The sequence below is a fragment of the Neobacillus sp. SRL179 genome, assembly GCF_984799095.1.
The window spans coordinates 2,960,706-2,980,864 of record NZ_OZ481792.1; the positions used below are offsets into that span (position 1 = coordinate 2,960,706).

A 20,159-nucleotide genomic window follows, 5' to 3' on the forward strand; every position below is an offset into this window, starting at 1 on the left:
TAAGTCTCCTTTTATACGAGAACGGCCGCAAAAAACTCTTCATAGAGTGCCTGAACCGCTCTTTTTTCGTCAATCTCTTTTACTCCAAACATCATACTAACCTCTGACGAGCCTTGATTAATCATTTCAATATTAACACAAGCCCTGGCCAAGGCTTTTGAGGCTCTAGCCATTGTCCCTACATTATGCCGCATGCCTTCCCCCACAACCATTATTAGTGCAAGGCTGTGTTCAATTTTTACTTCATCTGCATGCAATTCATTCTTAATCCGCTCTACCACTTTTGCTGTTATCTCTTCATCAAACTGGTTTTCTCTTAAGATTACGGACACATCGTCAATCCCTGATGGAGTATGTTCATAGGAAAAGCCAAAATCCTCTAATATTCCTAGTAGTTTTCGACCAAAACCAATTTCCCTATTCATTAGGTATTTACTCACATAAATACTACAGAACCCTTGATCACTGGCAATCCCAATTACAGGTCCGTTCGTGTTGTCCCGTTCATTCACAATTCTTGTCCCTCTTGCAGCAGGGTTGTTTGTGTTCTTGATATGGACAGGAATTCCTGCTTTAAAGGCAGGAACAAGGGCTTCATCGTGTAATACCGTGAATCCCGCATAAGATAACTCTCGCATTTCCCGATAGGTTAACTCCTTTATTTCCTTTGGACTTTTCACTATGTTCGGATTAACGGAGTAAACTGCATCCACATCAGTAAAATTCTCATACAGGTCAGCCTTTAGCGCATTAGCAAGAATGGAGCCTGTAATATCGGATCCACTGCGGGAAAAAGTATAAACCTCGCCCTTCACACTATAGCCAAAGAATCCAGGGAAAATTAAGATACCTGGGTATTCACGCAGTGAAAATAACCGATCATACGCCTCCGGTAACGCTTGAGCATTGCCGGGCTCATCACTAACTAAAAGACCTGCCTCTTTAGGATTGACATAATTTGCCTCGATTCCTTGTTCACGGAAATATGCTGCAACTAATTTTGCGTTATTATCCTCACCGCTTGCCTTTATTAAATCAATAAACCGGTCAGGTTTACTTTTGTCACTAGCAAATCTTTTAATTAAATCATGATAAATTTCTTCCAAAACTCCCTCTGAAATAGTTAATTCCCCGACTATCTCTGAATATCTTTCCATAACAGCCTCTAGCTTTTCCTGAGGATTTTTATCCTGTAAACAGAGTTCTGCACATTCAATTAACAAGTCTGTTACCTTTGTATCTTCGGCATACCTCTTACCTGGCGCTGATACTACGACAACCTTACGATCCGGATCGGATACAACAATTTGGAAAACCTTCTCAAGCTGTTTTCCGGTTGCTAATGAGGATCCGCCAAACTTTACAACCTTCATGGATACATCCCCTAATCTATAAAAAATATAATCCTAATTTTATTATAATTCCAAAAATATTCAAGTGTTTTTTCCGCCATATATGTACATTTGTCTTTATTAAGAGGACAAAAAATTAATTTACTAAAAAAACCAGTGAGTTTTATGATAAATCCACTGGTTTTAAATATAAAAAATCAAAGCATATAACCTTTTCCAATAACCTTCAGCGAATAATCTCAATAAAATGTGAAAGAATCCTTGCCGTTAGTCCCCAAATTACCTTCCCCTCAAACCTGTAAAAATACTCTTCTAATTCTCTGGTCTGCCAATTGTAATTTTCACCACCAGGTAGTAAATTAATTGGAAAGTTCACCTCGGGTTCGGCTTTAAACTTCACACGGTAGATTTCTGGCTCATTTTCGAGAAAAAAAGATAATGGTACCGTAAAAATCTCCCCAACTTCTGCCGGATTAGGGTCAATCATTTCATGACGATTAATATGGCCCACAAAAGGATAAAGAATCATGCCAAATGGTGAAATCATATAATCTAAAGGATATACTTCTGTAATATGTTCTTTAGATATCCCTAATTCTTCAATCGTCTCGCGAACCGCCGCACCCTTTTCATCTAAATCCTCTGAGTCAATCTTGCCTCCTGGAAAGCAAATTTCCCCTGGCTGCCTCCTTAATTCAAACGAACGGACTTCAAATAATACGTGGACACCATCATCCTTTTGTATGAGCGGAAGAAGGATGGCATATTTTGAAAAGCCTTCACTCCCAAGTATTTTTGGAATATGGTTTTTTAATCTTCTTAAAACTTTTTCTTTTTCCATGATTTCACCTCACTCTATTCGTTAATATTTGCTTATTACTACCATACCACTTTTTATAGTTCTTATAAAAAAAACAATCCAATTTTAATCAAATTGGATTGTTCGTAGGATATTTTTCCTTAATTCTCCTGCCAAGAATACATATAATGTAAATCCTCAAAATTTTGGGCCGACTTTACAATTTTCAAAGGGTGAAAAGTGTCAATCATAACCGCAGTTTCAAGAGTTTCTTTTTTCCCAATGCTTGCTTCCGTTTTCCCCGGATGTGGCCCATGCGGAATTCCACCAGGATGGAGGGTGATGGATCCCTCCTTGATCCCTTTACGACTCATAAAATTCCCTTTAACATAATAAAGGAGTTCATCACTATTTACATTGCTATGATAATACGGTGCTGGTATTGATTGGGGATGATAATCGTACAGTCGTGGTACAAAGGAGCATACTACAAAATTATTACCTTCAAAGGTTTGATGAACTGGTGGTGGTTGATGTACCCTTCCAGTAATCGGTTCAAAATCCTCAATATTAAATGCCCAAGGATATAAATATCCATCCCAGCCAACCACATCAAGCGGGTGATGGCCAAGTGTATGTGAAGAGATGAAACCTCTAGACTTCGTTAATACCTCAAACTCCCCTTTTTCAATAAATGTTATCAGTTCTTCTGGACCTCGAAGATCTCGCTCGCAAAAAGGACTATGCTCCAACAGCTGACCATATTCATTCCGATACCTTTTTGGGGTAGTGATTTGACTAAATGATTCAACAAACAACATGTTCGTCGGTTCGTTTTTATCCGGAATCACTCGAAAAATAGTCCCAATGGGGATGATCAGGTAATCACCAGGTTGGTAGGACAACATTCCGAACATAGTCTCAAGCTTACCACATCCGTTATGAATAAAAAGCATCTCATCCCCATCGCTATTTCGATAATAATAAGGCATTGGCTCCGTCACGCAAGCTGTTCCAATTAATAAGTCCTGGTTTCCTACTAGATAATTCCTTGCCTTAAGCGCATCTCCCCTCAAATCCACCATGCTGGTGAAAAAATGGCGGTGCTTGAGTGATTGCTGCTCTTCATAATCCGGAATGTAATGGTAAGCCTTCCCTGAGCTAACCACTTCTGTCGGCATATAATGATGATACAAGATGGATTGCGTTCCTGAAAAACCACGTGTACCCACCACCTGCTCCCGGTAAAGACTTCCATCATCTTTTTTAAATATCGTATGGCGTTTATGTGGAACCCTCCCCAATTGACGGTAGTACATTGCATCCCTCCTTAATCAATAATCTTATTTTGGAGTACACCTAGACAATCAATTTCCAATTCTACCTTATCACCAGGTTCAAGAAATCGATGTACCTCTTGGCCCAGTTCAAGGATACAGCCTGTTCCGACCGTCCCAGACCCAATTATTTCACCCGGGTAAAGAGTGACACCTCGTGAAGCACGCTCAACCATTTCCCCGAAAGAAAAATGTATATCCCTCATATTCCCTTCAGAAAGAAGAATCTCATTCACACGGGCTTTCATTTGAAGATTAAAGCCCTTATCCTGTTTTAAAGGTTCTAATTCATCCCTCGTGACAATCCAGGGACCAATTGTTGTTGAAAAGTCCTTTCCCTTTGCCGGTCCCAGCCCAACTTTCATCTCCTCCACTTGGAAATCTCTTGCACTCCAATCGTTTAAAATGCAATAACCAAATATATAGTCGTCGGCCGCATCCTTGGCGATATCTTTACCCTCTTTTCCAATAATACAGGCAATTTCAAGCTCATAATCTAACCTCTTACATGCGTGCGGCCTGGTTATTTCATCATTAGGCCCTTTTATAGAAAGATGATTGGAAAAATAAAAAACTGGCATTTTATACCATTCAGGTATCATCTCTAGCCCACGGTTTTCTCTTGCTGTTTTTACATGCTGCTCAAACGCATAAAAATCACGAAAGCTTCTAGGGACTGGGAGTGGCGCTTTTAATCGAATTTCACTTAATTGATAAACTCCTTTTTGATATGATGGAAGGTGTAAAAGACTAGTCGCTAGTTTCAGATTGTCCTCACTTTTATCAAGGAAGTCTAATAGATTATTAGGCAGCTTCCCTTCTGAGACTTCGTACATATCTAAGACACGTTCTTCATCTAACAAGAAGCCAGCACTGACTGCCCCATCCTTTTTTTCAAAGGTTATAAATCTCATATGCCCCACCCTTTATTAATGAACTCTATTTAAAGATTGCCGCGTCTTTCCTGTTCCCGTTCAATCGATTCAAAAAGAGCCTTAAAGTTACCCTCGCCAAACCCCCGTGCTCCTTTACGTTGAATGATTTCTACAAATAATGTTGGCCGATCTACAATCGGTTTTGTGAAAATTTGCAGTAAATAGCCCTCGTCGTCACGGTCTACTAAAATATTTAGTTCACGTAGCTTTTCCATTTCTTCATCAATCTTACCGATTCTCTCTGCTAATGAGTCATAATATGTTACGGGTGTCTTTAGGAATTCCACCCCGTTTTGTTTCAATGTAGTTACAGTAGAAACAATGTCTTCTGTTAAAATAGCCAAATGTTGTACACCCGGACCATTATAGAATTCCAGAAATTCTTGAATTTGTGATTTCCTCTTTCCAACCGCTGGTTCATTGATTGGAAATTTAATCCGGCCGCCATTATGCATGACCTTGGACATAAGGGCAGAGTATTCAGTTGTAATATCCTTATCTGAGAAATGTTTCATCTCTTTAAAGCCCATTACTTTTGAATAATATTCAACCCATTCCTCCATGCTCACTACATTGCCGACAACATGGTCAATGCCAATTAAGCCAGCATCAATGATCGGTAATCCAGCGGTGTATGGTTCATATCCTGGTAAAAACACCCCTTGATAATTTCTTCGCTCTATTAACGTATGGATTGTATCTCCATATGTACCGAGAACGGCTTTTTTTACCACCCCCAAGTGATCCTTCATTTCAAACGGTGCAACATAAGCAATTGCGCCCCTGTTTACTGCTTCCTCATATGCTTTTTCCACATCATTCACCAATAATGCTACATCCTTGACACCATCACCATGTCTTTTGACAAACTGGGTAACGCTGCTATCCTCAGTATATGCACCCGTAAGAACAATTCGTAAATTCCGTTGCTTTACACAATAGGAAACGGTTTCACGATTTCCTGTTTCTAGACCAGAATAAGCTACAGGCTGAAAGCCAAAAGCGGTGCAAAAAAAGTGACAGGCTTGTCTGGCATTCCCCGTATAAATCTCAATATAGTCTATATCTCTGACGGGGAAAAAATCTTCTATGTTTTGATCCTCTCTAGCCTTTTTTTCTGCCATTTTAAAACCTCCAGTTAGAAAAGTAATAATATTCTGAATCCATTTTAATTGAAGGGTTGAGCTTCTCTCAAGAACAGAGAGTAATGTAATACCGCATTTAGGTAGTAAAGAATCAAGCTTCCAAACGCATATTTCCCCATAAAAAAATAGAAACACACCTAGGATATGGTATGTTTCTAAGATTTAAAAAATCTATATCTTTATAACCTAACTAATTCATGTCTAAAATTGTAAAAAAATTTTTTCGATTATGACAGAATAGCCCTGTCATTCGCCATTTGAACACCACGAATTCTTTTAAATTCACTCAATAATCCTTCAATGGTCAGCTTTTGCTTATCTTGCTCATTCACTTCTAAAATGACTTGACCCTTGTCCATCATAATTAAGCGATTCCCGAGGTCAATAGCTTGTTGCATATTATGGGTAACCATTAAGGTTGTTAAGTTATATTTGCGGACTATTTCCTTCGTTAAATCCGTAATTAACTCGGCCCTCGATGGATCCAGGGCTGCTGTATGTTCATCGAGAAGAAGGATTGATGGCTCTGTAAAAGTAGCCATTAATAATGAGAGCGCCTGTCTCTCCCCGCCCGATAATAATCCGACCTTTGCACTAAGCCGATTTTCCAAGCCTAAATGCAATGTTTCTAATACCGCACGGAAATATTCACGTCTTTTTTTTGTTACACCCCTTCGCAGCGTTCTCGTCTTATTCCTTGAATAGGCCATCGCGAGATTTTCCTCTATCGTCATACTTGGGGCTGTACCTGCCATTGGATCTTGAAAAACACGTCCAATCATTTTTGAACGGTTAAACTCAGACATATTTGTTACTTCTTTTCCCCCAATGTTAACTTCTCCTACATCTGGTATTAATACCCCTGAAATAATATTCATTAATGTAGATTTTCCCGCCCCATTACTGCCAATAACTGTTACAAAATCTCCAGGTTTTAGGGATAGGTTAACATGATCAATAGCAATTTTTTCATCAGGTGTTCCTTCATTAAATATCTTATGAATCTGATTTAAGTGCAGCATGATTATCCCCCTTCCCTTGGGCAGATGCCTGTAACATGTTTATTCTCTCGGCTCTTCTGCGTGCTTTCCGTTTACTTTCCCTAGTTCCCTCTATAATCTTTGGTGCTGTGAGTGCTGTAATAACAATAATAGCTGTAATTAACTTCATGTCACCTGGATCTAAGAATTTTACTCGAAGTGCTAGCGTGACAACAATCCTATAAATGATTGATCCGCCAATAACCGCAAGTGTTGTTCTTGCAATTGTCTTAGTGCCAAACAGAGCTTCACCAATTATGACAGAGGCTAAGCCGATTACAATCATACCAATTCCCATCCCCACATCAGCAAATCCTCCCTGTTGAGCAATGAGGGCACCTGAGAATGCGACCAAAGCGTTTGATAAACCAAGTCCAAGAACGACAAGAAGGTTGGTATTAGCCGATAAGCTGCGAATCATTCTTTTATTGTCACCTGTGGCTCTAACCGCTAGACCAATTTCGGTTTGTAGAAACAAATCGGTAAGGAATTTAATCACGAATGTAACGAAAATCATAAAGATCAGAATTCCCCATGTTTCCGGCAGACTGTCGCCTAGCCCAATCATCGAAAGAATGTTATTGAAAAAAGAATCGATACCACTCTTTTCAAAGATCCCACTGATTTTTGTAAAGGCCGTATCTGTATTTAATAAGGGAATGTTTGATCGTCCCATTATTCGCAGGTTAATAGAATAGAGCGCAATCATCATTAAAATTCCAGAGAGTAAGTTATTTATTTTTCCAAATGTATGGAGAAGACCTGTCATACATCCTGCCGCGAAACCAGCAAATAACGCTACAATCGTTGCTAAGAAGGGGTTTACTCCGTTCGCAATCATAACCGCCGAAATAGCGGCTCCTGTGACAAACGACCCGTCCACGGTTAAATCTGGGAAATCCAGAATACGAAAGGAGAGATAAACGCCCAGTGCCATAATCGCATAGATGATACCTGCTTCAAATGACCCAAATATGGCTGTAAACATGAAGATCATCCTTCCTTTATGTCTTTTAAACTATTTCCATAGTCCATTATTAAACTTATGTAAAGATTCAAGGAGTTAACCCTTGATCAGGATTTACTCCTCGAAATGAATACTACTTATTTTCCATCATAAAACTCGCCGAGGTTTTTCCAGTCCTCATTTACCTTTAATCCCTGAGCTTCTGCCGCCTTTTTATTAATGACAAGCTTTAAACTATTGGGAAGTTCAACCGGTATTTCAGAGGTTTTCTTCTTTCCGCTTAAAATATCGGCTGCCATTAAACCAGATTGGTAACCTAAGTCATAATAACTGAAGCCGCTTGCTGCAACCGCACCTTTTTTCATTGAATCCAATTCTCCAACGAAAAGAGGAATTTTTTTGCTGTTGGCAACAGAAATTACAGAATCAAGAGCTGTAACCACCGTATTGTCAGTTGGAATGTAAATGGCATCAACACGACCCACCAATGATTCTGCAGCTTGTTTAACTTCCGCTGTAGTGGATACTGATACCTCAACTAGCTTTGCACCCTTCTCTTCTGCGATTTTTTTAACATCTTTAACTTGTACAACAGAATTTTGTTCACCAGAATTATAGATGACGCCAATATTTTTCGCTTTCACTTCATCCGTGATAAAGCTAATTGTTTTTTTAGTTGCATCAGGATGATTATCGGTTGTTCCAGTGATATTTTTCCCTGGTTTATCAAATGCCTCCACAAACCCTGCTCCAATTGGATCGGTTACCGATGTAAAGACAATGGGAATTTCCTTTGTAGCATTCAATGCAGCAGTCGCACTTGGAGTGGCATTAGCAAAAATCAAATCTACTTTATCACCGACAAAATTTTTGGCAATGGTTTGCGTGTTATTCATATCTGCTTGTGCATTTTGTTCATCATATGAAACCTTAATCCCTTTGTCCTTTAATGCCTTTTTAAAGCCTTCAGTAGCTGCATCTAAGGATGGATGCGGCGCAAACTGGGTAATACCTACCTTAAATTCCTTATTTGCTTCACCCTTTTCCGAACCTCCTGCAGATTCTTTACTGCCACAACCTGCGAGAAGCAACATCCCTGCTAATGCAATTGATAGAGCTTGTACCTTCCTCTTCATACTCATAATATCCCCCTTAATTTCCTTTTAATAAAAATTTTCAAATAATTTGTATAATTAAAAATTATTCTAGTATCTTTTTTGCTTAAAAGCAATAGATAATCTAAAAATATTTTTTTGCTTTAAAGTGACACATCCTCAAATAAACGAAAAAAATGCCCTCTATTTCTAATAGAAGGGCATTCAATCATGTTTTGAAATTATAAGTAAGTTCCTCAATATGTTTTACCAATTACGCGTATTCTCTAGTAATTTGTCAATTTCTACTTTTTTCACTTTATAATTGTTTTTCTCAGATGTTAGATCAGTAGTGGCTTCTAGTAATTTGTCAATATCAATTAGTACGTTTCCCATCTCTAACCTCCATAAATAGTTAATAATTTATTTGTTACAAAATAATTCGACCAAACTTCTCAAATCTTGGGGGTCACTTTTCAATCTACTAAAAAAGTGATAATTAATTTTTTATAAATGGGTTAAAACATGTTAGTTTCAAAACAAATTTAAAACTCTTAATCTTCAGCATAACAAAAAATCCAACCTCAAACTGGCTGGATTTTTACCTATTTATATAATAATAATAATATATTTATCTCTTCAATCCCATTTTTTCATTTTTTCCATTACTTTTTCCTTTAAGTTAAAAATAAACGTTTTTTCACCCTTTTGAGTTTTTTGTTTATTCCATTCATTAAAGCTTGCAACAGCGATTAGAATTAACCCCGCGATCAATAAATAAACCCACCATGGCATATTTCCCCAATATGGTCTCGTTTGCAGAAATACATTTAATAGTAAAACTCCTGCACCCACGAAAAAATAAGATTTAATTTGCAAGAACATGCCCGATAACATAGATAATAAGGAGAGTGACCCAAGAATAATTGCATCATAAATAGTATGGCTTGCTAAACCATCCTGAATTAAGATTAATGACACCACTACCAAAGTTCCCCACTGAATAGCTTTTGTCATATCTTCAAACCGGCCTTTTAAACTTTTTCGAATAAACACGATCAAAAGAATAAATGGCAAGACTCGTACTTCCTGTTCCCATAAAGGATTGATAGTTAATTCATTGATAACAGCGTAGTATGGTTGTAATAAATAAGCTCCCCCCACTATTGGCAGAAAGATGGAGAGTTTACCCGGTACCCTCTTTACTTGCATACATATGGATACTGCTATCAGTATACCTGGCAGCGCATGTGTCCATAACAACTCACTCTCAATAAAGTACATGAACCCAAAATACAGAAAAGAAACGATTGTATACCCATCAATTTTCGTTTTTTGAAATTTTTTACTCCTTGTATACAGGAGCTTGTAAACACTTTTACCAACATATGCCAAGAGCATACCTAGTCCAGCAATAAGAAGTAGTTTATAAATCTCTTCCATTTCACTTATATATAAATATTCAATAGTTGCGATAAATCCTAAAAATAATGGAATGATACCAAATACATCCCAGTTGATTTTATGCAAATAAAACAGAATCCCAATTGAATAGATACCAGCGACAAGGTATGGAAGCAGACCATACGGATAGGTTAACAGCACGCAGCCCAATCCAAAAATTGAAAATGGCATTAAATAATATGCTGTCCGTCTTTTAAATTCACTTTTGGCTATTAGTGCGAAAATAAGAATACATGCACTAGTGATGGGAAATTCATAGTATCCGCTATCATAGTTGCTTGTATCTATGCCTGTTAATACCAGAAAAAAGAGTGAAGTAAAAGACCCATAGAGAAATACTTTAATTTTCCATTCCTTCTCTACTGTTCTAGCGCTTAGTGCATACACAATCAGTGCAGGGATAAAGCTATAAATAGCATCACTATAGTAGACGAACAAAGTAAATAAGAGCGTGATTGGATAAAAAATGTGCCCTATCCATGCATACGCATTTGCAATTGTCTTATTCTTTTTTCTGCAGATAAAGCCAATCATTAACAAAAACACTGCAGACATAGAAATAATGAATGAATTAACTAAATGGTTGAAGGTTACTTCTAACGAGACGGAATGCATAATTGAAAAATAGGTAAGAAGCGTCGTGCCACTGATGAAAAACGGAACCCAATTTGAATTGATTTTTTTATAAAAATAATAATACATTCCAATACCGAATGCTAATACCAGTGGCTGTACCCATATTTGATTGGTCGGGCTTAGCCATGCATAAACAATGGCAAGGGTATAAAGGGCTTGTGAGGCGTACAGTGAAATTCTGGTTAATTCTTTTTCTTTGACCTTTCTCCAGACAAAACTAGAACCTAATACAAGTACTGCCCCAGAGGCAAAATTAATCGTATCGCCAAACTCTCTATAATATAAAAGGGAATTAATATTTAGTTCTTCACCAAATGCTACGATTGAAAGACCAAGTGCAGGAGGTAAAATCCATAATGCTGCATCTTTTAATACATTCCTTTTATCATGCTTGTATATTAAGTAAGTCGCCACGACTAGCAGTAACAACATGACCCCTAATTCCCACCACTGAGTAAACACCATCGCAGATAAGATAGAAATCCCGATCATTGCTAAACCTAAATCCCTAGAAGGCATTTGAATGATCTTAAGAACCATTACTAGATGTGCAAATCCAAAAACAGTTAATAAGACAAAACCTGTTATTGAAACAGAAAGTGACAAATTAAAGACATCAAATGGTTTTGTTAGTAAAGCAAGGGCTTCATAAACTCCTGAGGCGACAAACAGTGAGCTTAAATAAGGAAATAACCACCTTGGACTATAATAGGATAAGTAAAGAAAATTGCCTGCTATGATAAAATAAGCCATCATTAACACCACAGATGGATCTCCGGCACGCAACAACATACCCTCTAGACTTATATAGATGAACGCAAACCCTGATATCACGGCACTTGTATAATGAAATACTTTATTTAAGGAAAAACGATTATTCAATGCCTTTGGGACAAATACAAAACCAAAGGCCAGTAATGCGTATGCAATCTCTGAAAAGTAGTCGAGGAAGCTATGCTCGATCAGCTGGTAGGCACCATAAACCAGCATTAAGGTAAAGATAAAATGATACTCTTTTCTACCGCTGACATATATCATCGCTAAATAAACAACAGCCGTCAATAGGAGGTTGACACCGTACAAAAGCTCATTATCATAAATAAACAGCATAAAGAGTGTAGATAAAATCAGATTAACTTGAATATATGAAACAAATTCTTTTGTAAACAATTGATACGTGTCATTTCTTTTTACCCGTTGATACACCAAAATTAAGCTTGCATTAAAAACCACCATACCCAAATAAAAGAAATCAATGTTTAACTTAATTCCTGCCAATAAAAAGGCAACACCGGCAGATAAAGACACATATGTAAACCAAACGAAAAGTCTAGAACTCAATTTCCTGGCAAAAAGAATATAAACGACAATCGGAAGAAAGCTTCCCAGCATCCCAAGCAGATAGCGGCCATCTCCATATATGGATAAATATGATCCTAATAAACCAAACCAGCCTAATGAGAGAATGAAAATGGGTAAAAACAAACTTCCGAGTACTGTAAAAGCAAATGCAGTTTTATCAATATGCAGAACTTTTCTCGTTAGCAGGGCTATCCCATAAAATAGCAGTGACACAATCCCAATGGAGCTGCTTTTCATAAAACTTGTCATCGATTCCCAATTACTTGTGGCAACGAATAAACCGCCAATTAATAAAAAAATCACCCCAATATTTAATAACCAAGAAATATTGCGTTCACGAATCTCTTCAGGTGTGCGAATTTTCTTTACTTTAATTGGTTTTGGCGGAACAGAAGTGGGTTTTGATTCTATTTTATTAATAAGAACTTGAGTCTGCTGTGTTTCTTCTTCTAATAAATCCAGTTGATATTGATGATGTGCCCTCCCAACAGTCTGAACGATCTCATCGGATAGGTACCCTTTTTCTCTTAAATTGAATAGCTCCTGCCTAAAAATTCTTCTTCTTTCTTCTCTAATTTGCGGTTCCATCATTTCCCTCCATATTTAAACACTTCTCGGTATTAGCTTATTTATCAATGTCATGTCTTTAAAAATTTCTTCTTTAGTGTAATTTTACACTAAAAATTAGTTTTTTCAATAGTTTGCTTTGAACAAATATATAATCAATTTTACCTTTCTGTAAAAGTTCTGTATGATTAAGAATACTCAACAACTACTTTTTCCAACACCGAGGAATGTAAGTTACAATGAATGAGGTGAAGAGTCATCATTCTTCACGTGCTAAACTATTATGTGTACATAAACAACGGAGGAATATTATGCTTACTTTTAATGAAAAATTAGGAATTATTGAATCGTTTCCTGAATTAGAAAGAAAAAATGTTTCACTCGGGAGGATAAATTTTCAATATCCTGATAGTATCTCAGAAAAGAAAAATATCGTGTATCATTTACATCCTAATGGAAATGGATTTGTCTATGCAGGTCACTTATCTAATTATCAAACGGACGAAAAAGGACTGGTTAATATCCGGGATTTTTCTGCGGAACAATTAAGAAAATTGTTACAGGAGTCCATTCAAGCATTATCTCCTATAGAGAAAGTGCCTTTTGAGGAAGCGATTATCGGTGACTCAGATGAAGAGCGCTGGGAGGATTCCGAAGGAAATTTACTGATTTTGGTGAATGAAAATGAGGCATGGAATATATATTTCGGATTAAATCTAGATGAAAGTTTTAACACATATGGAGAGGCAGAAGCTTTTTTGAGAGAAGAAGGCTTCCATCGAAAATAAAGGAAAAGGCTGTCTCAAAAATTGAGACAGCCTTTTTTTAAACTTCTACATTCTCTATCATCTCATCTAATCGAATAATGCTTCGTTTAGCCCGTTCAAACTCAATTCGCCGATAGTGGTGCATCCCACCCTCTTCTTCATCTTTTTCATCGGCCCATTTTACAATTTGTTGTAAGGGGGTTCTAACAATATCATTCGTTGGCAAAAAGGAGTCTGTATGAAACAAAATAGCAAGGGCAATTGTTTTAGCTTTTATTGGGTTTTCCCCTAGTCTAATTAAAAGTTTGTGAGCCCGCTCGGCTCCTTTAATTGCATGGATATCGTTTTTTTTATATAAGTCATAATCCCATTTACCATTCTTATACCATGTGTAATGACCCATATCATGAAGCAGCCCTGCTTTTGCAGCAATATCTACATCCAATTGATGTTCTTTAGCTAAATGAAAAGCATGGTACGCAACCGCAATCGCATGGGCAAGTCCAGAACGGTTCAAATACTTTTGGGCAATACGATGTTCAAATATATTTAATAATGTAACGTCTCTCATGCGATCCCTCTCCAATCTTATTCACATTAATATATTCACTTATTATATGCTAACCTGTCCCGAATGGCTAATCTAATAATTTTTTGAAAAGCAGTCCGCAACTAAAAAAAGAGAGAAGAAAAATCTTCTCTCTCAGTTAATTATTTTCAGTTAGTTTTGTTCCTTTGTCTTTGGGTCCCAAATACTCATAATCATTTGGATTTATTGGGGTATAGCCCTCAGGTTTATAGAACCGTAATAAGTCTTTATAAACAATTTCATCAGACATTTGTAATTCCGTTTTTACTTTCTCATCAACATTCTTACAAACGGTATTATCTTCTAGCAATTCTGCTGTTTCATAGGAGTAACATTTTTCATTAATTTGAATAGCATCAGATGAAACAAAATCACCATTTCTAAATAAAGCCCAGTTGCGGTGATCCTTAGAAAGTAAATCCGAACCAAATTCCATATAGTCCTTCGTATCAACACCTAATAAGTGAAGAACAGTTGGGCGAACGTCTACTTCTCCGCCAATTTGATGTTGTACGCCGCCTTTAACACCAGGTACATGAATATATAGTGGAACACGTTGTAATTTTGCATTGATGGCAGGTGTAATTTCATCGACACCCATAACTTTAGCCATCGCATCATTATGGTTCTCAGAAATGCCGTAGTGATCTCCGTACATAACGATTACAGTGTTATCATACATTCCGTTTGCTTTTAAGTCATTAAAGAATTGTTCAAAAGCCTGGTCCATATAATGTGCTGATTGGAAGTATTGATTAACCACAGTATCACCAAAATCACCAGCAGGAAAATCAGTATCTTCCGGATCCATTTCAAATGGAAAATGATTAGACAATGAAATAAATTTAGTATAGAAAGGCTGTTTTAAGCCTTCAAGTAATGGAATGGATTCTTTGAAGAATGGTTTATCCTTCATACCATAGTTTTTCGTATTCTCATCTGTCATATTATAGTATTCAGCATCAAAAAACTGATCGTAACCAAACGCTTTGTAAATCACATTTCTATTCCAAAACGTTTTATAGTTTCCATGTAATACAGCTGAACTATAACCCTGCCCTTTTAATATTGCTGGCATGGCTTGATAAGTGTTTTGTGCTTTGTTGACAAATACCGCTCCTTGAGCCATTGGATATAATGAGTTCTCCATCAAGAATTCAGCATCAGAGGTTTTCCCTTGACCTGTTTGATGAAAAAAGTTATCAAAGTAAAATGTTTGACCGTCATGGGCTAAAGAATTTAAAAATGGTGTTACTTCTTGACCGTCTGGCATTTTATAATCAATCATAAAGCTTTGGAATGATTCCATTGAAATATAGATAACATTCATTCCTTTTGCTTTCCCAAAGAAATCTGAATTAGGTGCTGCATAGTTGGCCTTCCTATAGTTTTCTACGTCAGTGATATCACTGGAGTCTGCCAATGCACGCTGACTGGATGACTTAATATTTTGAATGACGTCATATATAGTAAAGTTATATGCACCAAGATATTTAACTAAATAATTCCGGTCAAAAGAACGTGTCAGTAATTGGGGACGATCTTTTTCCGCTAATCCAAGATTGAAAAGAAAAGATGTAATTGAAAATAGAAGAACAATCTTGTATGCTTTCCGATTGGTAATCGTAACTTTTTTGTAAACAGTACGTGCTAGTGCAATTAAAATAAACATATCCAAAAAGTAAAAAATATCCAATGGAGACATTAATGAAAGTGCACTATCTCCGAGCTGTCCAGCATTTGTTTTTGTTTGCATCAACACAGGTACCGTAATAAAGTCATTAAAAAAGCGGTAATATGCGATATTGGCGTACAATAGGAATGATAACAAAAAATTGATAATAATCATTACAAGCTTTGTACGTTTCTTAAAGAGCAACGCTAATCCAAAAAAGAAAAGTGCTGAACTAAGCGGGTTAATTAAAAGCAAGAATTTCTGTAGATTATTATCAATACCAAGATTAAATTCAATTTGATAGGCTGCATAAGTTTTAATCCAGAATAATACCACAGCTATTACAAAAAACGTAATATGACTGCTGGTTAATTTTTTAGAAAATTTCATTCTATTCATTTCTAACTTCTCCTCTCACTTACCATTACTTCGGTAAACGAACCTCAACTACTATATCACATTTTCTTTAAAAATTAAAACATAAAATATGCCATTTTATGTATAATACAAAAGAATAATTTTTGTCATATTTCATAAGGATTCGCCATATTTCACCCGTTCTATTCTGTCCATGCTCAAATACCCTTTTATATTATGTTTTAAACTTATGGGACATGACTGTTTTTTATCTTCAGTAATATAAGACGTGTTAGCGTAACATTTAGTTTCACCGAACAATATTAAATCCCTTTTAATGAGGAAACTGCCTTTAATTTGGGGCCTCACACAAAGGGCATCGTCATTTAACATATCATAAACTTCAACCCATAAGGATGCAATATGCATATAGACTTATCTTTTTCGGATTAGAGACGGAATATTATAGAAAATCATGGGGAAACATTAATGAGTAGATTAGTTTGTATCAAGACCGTTAATATTAAATAGATGAAAACGGTTACAATACACTTTTGAGTAATAATAATAATTAAAAAATTATTTTGAAGGAGCTATTTCAATGAATCCCAAGCGTATAAAGCAAATATTATCATCCTCAGCAGATATTGAAGTTAAATACAATGGCACTTCTGTTTGGATTGATCAATTAAATGATGATGAAAGGACCGCAACTGTCCATTTACGGGGGCCACTGGAAGAACGAACTATTGTTGAAATTCACGAACTAAGTGAAGACTAATCATAAAATGCCACCTTATTTCTCATAAGGTGGCATTTTCATCGAGTCACTATTGCTTTCGAATATTGGCAGGTTGTGGTTGATCTTGTTGAACTATGCTCCCGAGAACTTCCCGATTATTAGTTCCAGCATCTTTACCGGCTCCTGGCGCGATATTTGCCATTGGAAGCTGTTTTAATTCTTTCCCTCTTGGCATAATTTCCTCACTCCTTTACCTTAAGGTACCCAAAATAAGGCCTTTGCACCAAGTAAATTTTCTTACTTTGTACTGTAAAGATTAAAGAGGTTGCCTAATTTCTTTAATACGTGCTATGATTCAAAATACTTTGCTTTGCCAACAATTCTATTGTCATATCATCCATTGGAGGATTATGGAGTCCTGCTCTCACATCTCGATAATAACGTTGTAATGGGTTTTGAATAGAAAGACTTCTAGCACCTACAATTCTCATTGCTAAGTCAACTACTGAAATAGCTGTATTAGTAACGGTTAACTTAACGGCACCAAGCGCAGAAACCATTTTTTCTTGATCAGCCTCAGCCCCGCTATCCCATTGTTTCGCTACCCCATACAAAAAGTATTCTGCTTGCATTAATTTCAATTCGATCTCCCCAAGTTTTTGTCTTACATTTGGTAAATCAATAATGGTTCCTTCAATACTATTGGGGGAATATTCCTTTGCAAATTGTATGGCCAGTCTTTGCGCTGCTTTTGCGATACCAAGGTAGCACGCCGGTATGTGCAGCAGCCAACCGTTTGCCTTGTTGCGGGTTGATTGAGCCCTTTCCACTAGATACTCATTAGGCACCATAACATTTTCAAGGATTAGATCGTGACTCCCTGTTCCTCGTAAAGCAATGCTATCCCAAGTTTCTGCTATTTTTACTCCCTCGATTTCCCTGGGTATTAAAAAGTTGGCTGTTTCATTTTGACCGTCTATTGTGGCATTTATAATAAAATAATCAAGGACTGGTGCCATTGTAGTAAATGTTTTCCTTCCATTAATTAGCCAGAATTGACCATTTTTCTTTGCACTTGTTTCCGGCTTCCCTCCACGTGTAGGGCTCCCCGTTTTAGGTTCAGTTTGTGCACTATTAATTAATGAGCCTTTTTTAACTTGCTCACATAACATTCCGTAAATAGACTCGTTCCATGAGTTCTTCTCATGAAGATTCTTGATAATCCCCATATGCCACCCAATTGAAAGAGCAGTTGCACCATCCCCCTCTGCCATTCTTTCTTGAAGGCGAACGAATTCATAAAGAGAAATTTGCTGGCCCCCGTATTTTTTAGGTATGGTTAATGAAGTGTAACCTGTATTTTTTAAATCTTGAATATTTTGGTATGGAAAACTTCCCTCGATATCCACTTGATGCGCTCTTAATAAAAACTGTTTTGAAAGTTTCTTCATAAACTCCAACCGTTCGTCGATAGTAGCAATCTCATGAAAATTCAATTATATTTCACTCCTATCACCTAATCAAGATTTCCAGATTATATATTTTTTTATAATTGTTTATGATATAGGCAGATTCTATAAGGAAAAATATACTACTAGAAATAAAATATGTAAATAAACTTAATTGAATATAGTGATAATGTGTCATAACTCACTGTTCTATTAATGAAAGTGTTCTATAATATTGAGGAAATTTTACATACAATAGTCTTTTTTGGGATTCGATTGATACCTAATCTTCATGGAAATAATACGTGATAAGGGATTTAAGGGGGATGAAAATGAAGCAAGGGCCAAAACAACTTACTATTCAAACAGGAAGTCTCATAGCAGGATTTATGGTTTGGGTACTCATTTCTTCGCTTATGCCTTTTATCAAGGCAGATATACCATTAACATCGACAGAAATTGCTTGGTCAACTGCTGTACCTGTCATCCTTGGATCACTTCTTAGAGTTCCACTTGGATATTGGACTAATCGATATGGAGCAAGAATTTTATTCTTCATTAGTTTTATTATTCTGCTTTTACCGATTGCTGTCCTAAGTTATGCAAATACCTTATTTATGTTAATTCTGAGTGGCCTTTTACTTGGTATTGGGGGAGCTGTTTTTTCAATTGGTGTCACGTCCTTACCAAAATATTATGAAAAGGGAAAACATGGATTTATTAATGGTATATATGGAGCAGGAAATATTGGAACAGCGATTACCTCCTTTGCATCTCCTGTACTAGCAAATGCATTTGGATGGAGAAACACAGTTAAACTTTTTCTAGTAATGGTGCTCCTTTTTGCTGCATTAAATTTCTTCTTTGGAGACAAGAAGGAACGAAAAGTAAACAACCCGTTAGTAGATCAAATTAAAGATGTGTATAAAAATCCAAAACTTTGGTTCTTAAGCTTGTTTTATTTTATTACATTTGGTTCTTTTGTGGCTTTTACTATTTATCTACCTTCATTTCTAGTGAATCATTTTGAATTGGATAAGGTAGACGCAGGCTTGCGCACCGCTGGTTTTATTGCTTTGGCTACTCTTTTTAGACCATTAGGTGGTTGGGTTGGGGATAAAATAAATCCATTTCTGATATTAATGGCTGTTTTTTTAAGTTTAACTTTTGCAGGATTTCTATTGTCCTTTACACCCTCACTTCCAATTTATTCTTTCGGTTGTCTGTTAGTAGCCTCCTTTGCAGGAATCGGGAACGGTGCCATTTTTAAGTTAGTCCCATTATATTTTTCAAAGCAAGCAGGTATTGTTAATGGAATAGTAGCAGCAATGGGTGGTCTTGGCGGCTTTTTTCCACCGCTCATATTAACCATACTATTTAATTGGACAGGACATTATGCAATTGGTTTTATGGCCTTATCCGAATTCTCACTTGCAAGTCTTGTCATTGTTGTTTGGCTTTACTATCAAGATAAACTTGATATTTCAGCAAAAATCGTAAACAATGCTTTAGATGGTATTTGTGTAACGGATGTTAATGGGATTATCCTGAGTGTTAACCCTGCCTTTACAAAAATAACAGGATATAGTCAAGCTGAAGTAATCGGAAAAACACCGAGTGTCCTCCAATCAGGTGAACATGACAATGGATTTTATAAAGAGATGTGGAATAGTTTAATAACAAATGGTTTCTGGGAAGGTTACATATGGAATAAACGGAAAAACAATGAAATTTATAAAGAATGGTTAACGATAACTGCGATTAAGGACGACTCTTCTGAAATAAAAAACTATGTAGGAATGTTTTACGAAGAAAAGCAAAAACCAAATAAAAGTGCAATCCAGGCAAAAGATCTTCATAATTGAAGGTCTTTTCTTTTCGGG

Annotated in this window: 17 protein-coding genes; 3 read left to right on the forward strand and 14 right to left on the reverse strand. The window is 36.5% G+C overall.

Going from position 1 to position 20,159, the window contains the following annotated elements:
• Positions 1 to 11 precede the first annotated feature (11 nt).
• From AC4E8C_RS14510 to AC4E8C_RS14555, 10 genes are all read right to left on the reverse strand, one after another.
• Entirely contained in the window at positions 12 to 1,373 is a 1,362-nt protein-coding gene (locus AC4E8C_RS14510) for an aspartate kinase (protein ID WP_490207374.1), read from the reverse strand.
• Between the two features lie 205 nt (positions 1,374 to 1,578).
• A complete protein-coding gene (locus AC4E8C_RS14515) occupies positions 1,579 to 2,193 on the reverse strand; it encodes an NUDIX hydrolase (RefSeq protein ID WP_490207375.1) in 615 nt (204 codons plus the stop codon).
• A 119-nt stretch (positions 2,194 to 2,312) separates the two neighbouring features.
• Positions 2,313 to 3,470: a homogentisate 1,2-dioxygenase gene (locus AC4E8C_RS14520; protein ID WP_490207376.1), complete on the reverse strand. Its 1,158-nt coding sequence runs from the start codon at positions 3,468 to 3,470 to the stop codon at positions 2,313 to 2,315.
• Positions 3,471 to 3,481: 11 nt separating this feature from the next.
• Positions 3,482 to 4,402 (reverse strand): fumarylacetoacetate hydrolase family protein, encoded by a 921-nt coding sequence (locus tag AC4E8C_RS14525; RefSeq protein WP_490207377.1) that lies wholly within the window; start codon positions 4,400 to 4,402, stop codon positions 3,482 to 3,484.
• A gap of 29 nt (positions 4,403 to 4,431) precedes the next feature.
• A complete protein-coding gene (gene hppD / locus AC4E8C_RS14530; protein ID WP_490207378.1) occupies positions 4,432 to 5,547 on the reverse strand; it encodes a 4-hydroxyphenylpyruvate dioxygenase in 1,116 nt (371 codons plus the stop codon).
• A 248-nt stretch (positions 5,548 to 5,795) separates the two neighbouring features.
• Entirely contained in the window at positions 5,796 to 6,590 is a 795-nt protein-coding gene (locus AC4E8C_RS14535) for an ABC transporter ATP-binding protein (RefSeq protein ID WP_490207379.1), read from the reverse strand.
• Positions 6,565 to 7,596, reverse strand: a complete 1,032-nt coding sequence (locus AC4E8C_RS14540; RefSeq protein WP_490207380.1) for an ABC transporter permease — start codon at positions 7,594 to 7,596, stop codon at positions 6,565 to 6,567. Before AC4E8C_RS14540 ends, AC4E8C_RS14535 begins: the two co-directional genes overlap by 26 nt.
• Before the next feature lie 116 nt (positions 7,597 to 7,712).
• Positions 7,713 to 8,711, reverse strand: coding sequence for an ABC transporter substrate-binding protein (locus AC4E8C_RS14545; protein ID WP_490212572.1), 999 nt, complete (start codon positions 8,709 to 8,711; stop codon positions 7,713 to 7,715).
• Positions 8,712 to 8,936: 225 nt separating this feature from the next.
• Positions 8,937 to 9,065, reverse strand: coding sequence for a hypothetical protein (locus AC4E8C_RS14550; protein WP_490207381.1), 129 nt, complete (start codon positions 9,063 to 9,065; stop codon positions 8,937 to 8,939).
• Positions 9,066 to 9,308: 243 nt separating this feature from the next.
• Complete coding sequence (locus tag AC4E8C_RS14555) at positions 9,309 to 12,722, reverse strand: hypothetical protein (protein ID WP_490207382.1); 3,414 nt, start codon at positions 12,720 to 12,722, stop codon at positions 9,309 to 9,311.
• Positions 12,723 to 13,009: 287 nt separating this feature from the next.
• Here AC4E8C_RS14555 and AC4E8C_RS14560 point away from each other — a divergent pair, with 287 nt between their 5' ends.
• Positions 13,010 to 13,486, forward strand: coding sequence for a hypothetical protein (locus AC4E8C_RS14560; protein WP_490207383.1), 477 nt, complete (start codon positions 13,010 to 13,012; stop codon positions 13,484 to 13,486).
• 37 nt (positions 13,487 to 13,523) lie between these two features.
• Here the strand turns inward: AC4E8C_RS14560 and AC4E8C_RS14565 are convergent, their stop codons facing one another.
• On the reverse strand, positions 13,524 to 14,036 hold the full coding sequence (locus AC4E8C_RS14565; protein ID WP_490207384.1) for an HD domain-containing protein: 513 nt from the start codon (positions 14,034 to 14,036) through the stop codon (positions 13,524 to 13,526).
• A 136-nt stretch (positions 14,037 to 14,172) separates the two neighbouring features.
• Complete coding sequence (ltaS, locus tag AC4E8C_RS14570) at positions 14,173 to 16,119, reverse strand: lipoteichoic acid synthase (protein WP_490212573.1); 1,947 nt, start codon at positions 16,117 to 16,119, stop codon at positions 14,173 to 14,175.
• Positions 16,120 to 16,687: 568 nt separating this feature from the next.
• On the opposite strand from ltaS, the gene AC4E8C_RS14575 reads away from it, so the two are divergent.
• On the forward strand, positions 16,688 to 16,867 hold the full coding sequence (locus AC4E8C_RS14575; protein WP_490207385.1) for a small, acid-soluble spore protein, H family: 180 nt from the start codon (positions 16,688 to 16,690) through the stop codon (positions 16,865 to 16,867).
• A 49-nt stretch (positions 16,868 to 16,916) separates the two neighbouring features.
• Here AC4E8C_RS14575 and AC4E8C_RS14580 read toward each other — a convergent pair whose 3' ends face one another.
• Both AC4E8C_RS14580 and AC4E8C_RS14585 read right to left on the reverse strand, forming a co-directional pair.
• Positions 16,917 to 17,063 (reverse strand): hypothetical protein, encoded by a 147-nt coding sequence (locus AC4E8C_RS14580; protein WP_490207386.1) that lies wholly within the window; start codon positions 17,061 to 17,063, stop codon positions 16,917 to 16,919.
• A gap of 103 nt (positions 17,064 to 17,166) precedes the next feature.
• Entirely contained in the window at positions 17,167 to 18,324 is a 1,158-nt protein-coding gene (locus AC4E8C_RS14585; protein ID WP_490207387.1) for an acyl-CoA dehydrogenase family protein, read from the reverse strand.
• Positions 18,325 to 18,608: 284 nt separating this feature from the next.
• Between AC4E8C_RS14585 and AC4E8C_RS14590 the strand changes: the two genes are divergently transcribed.
• On the forward strand, positions 18,609 to 20,141 hold the full coding sequence (locus AC4E8C_RS14590; protein ID WP_490207388.1) for an MFS transporter: 1,533 nt from the start codon (positions 18,609 to 18,611) through the stop codon (positions 20,139 to 20,141).
• Positions 20,142 to 20,159: the final 18 nt, after the last annotated feature.

Excerpts from the sequence above, each read along its gene's own strand:
- AC4E8C_RS14565 (WP_490207384.1), bottom strand. The coding sequence starts at position 14,036 with ATGAGAGACGTTACATTATTAAATATATTTGAACATCGTATTGCCCAA.
- hppD (WP_490207378.1), bottom strand. The coding sequence starts at position 5,547 with ATGGCAGAAAAAAAGGCTAGAGAGGATCAAAACATAGAAGATTTTTTC.
- AC4E8C_RS14525 (WP_490207377.1), bottom strand. The coding sequence starts at position 4,402 with ATGAGATTTATAACCTTTGAAAAAAAGGATGGGGCAGTCAGTGCTGGC.
- AC4E8C_RS14580 (WP_490207386.1), bottom strand. The coding sequence starts at position 17,063 with ATGCCAAGAGGGAAAGAATTAAAACAGCTTCCAATGGCAAATATCGCG.
- AC4E8C_RS14555 (WP_490207382.1), bottom strand. The coding sequence starts at position 12,722 with ATGATGGAACCGCAAATTAGAGAAGAAAGAAGAAGAATTTTTAGGCAG.
- AC4E8C_RS14560 (WP_490207383.1), top strand. The coding sequence starts at position 13,010 with ATGCTTACTTTTAATGAAAAATTAGGAATTATTGAATCGTTTCCTGAA.
- AC4E8C_RS14575 (WP_490207385.1), top strand. The coding sequence starts at position 16,688 with ATGAATCCCAAGCGTATAAAGCAAATATTATCATCCTCAGCAGATATT.
- AC4E8C_RS14550 (WP_490207381.1), bottom strand. The coding sequence starts at position 9,065 with ATGGGAAACGTACTAATTGATATTGACAAATTACTAGAAGCCACTACT.
- AC4E8C_RS14590 (WP_490207388.1), top strand. The coding sequence starts at position 18,609 with ATGAAGCAAGGGCCAAAACAACTTACTATTCAAACAGGAAGTCTCATA.
- AC4E8C_RS14540 (WP_490207380.1), bottom strand. The coding sequence starts at position 7,596 with ATGTTTACAGCCATATTTGGGTCATTTGAAGCAGGTATCATCTATGCG.
- AC4E8C_RS14515 (WP_490207375.1), bottom strand. The coding sequence starts at position 2,193 with ATGGAAAAAGAAAAAGTTTTAAGAAGATTAAAAAACCATATTCCAAAA.
- ltaS (WP_490212573.1), bottom strand. The coding sequence starts at position 16,119 with ATGAAATTTTCTAAAAAATTAACCAGCAGTCATATTACGTTTTTTGTA.
- AC4E8C_RS14535 (WP_490207379.1), bottom strand. The coding sequence starts at position 6,590 with ATGCTGCACTTAAATCAGATTCATAAGATATTTAATGAAGGAACACCT.
- AC4E8C_RS14545 (WP_490212572.1), bottom strand. The coding sequence starts at position 8,711 with ATGAAGAGGAAGGTACAAGCTCTATCAATTGCATTAGCAGGGATGTTG.
- AC4E8C_RS14520 (WP_490207376.1), bottom strand. The coding sequence starts at position 3,470 with ATGTACTACCGTCAATTGGGGAGGGTTCCACATAAACGCCATACGATA.
- AC4E8C_RS14510 (WP_490207374.1), bottom strand. The coding sequence starts at position 1,373 with ATGAAGGTTGTAAAGTTTGGCGGATCCTCATTAGCAACCGGAAAACAG.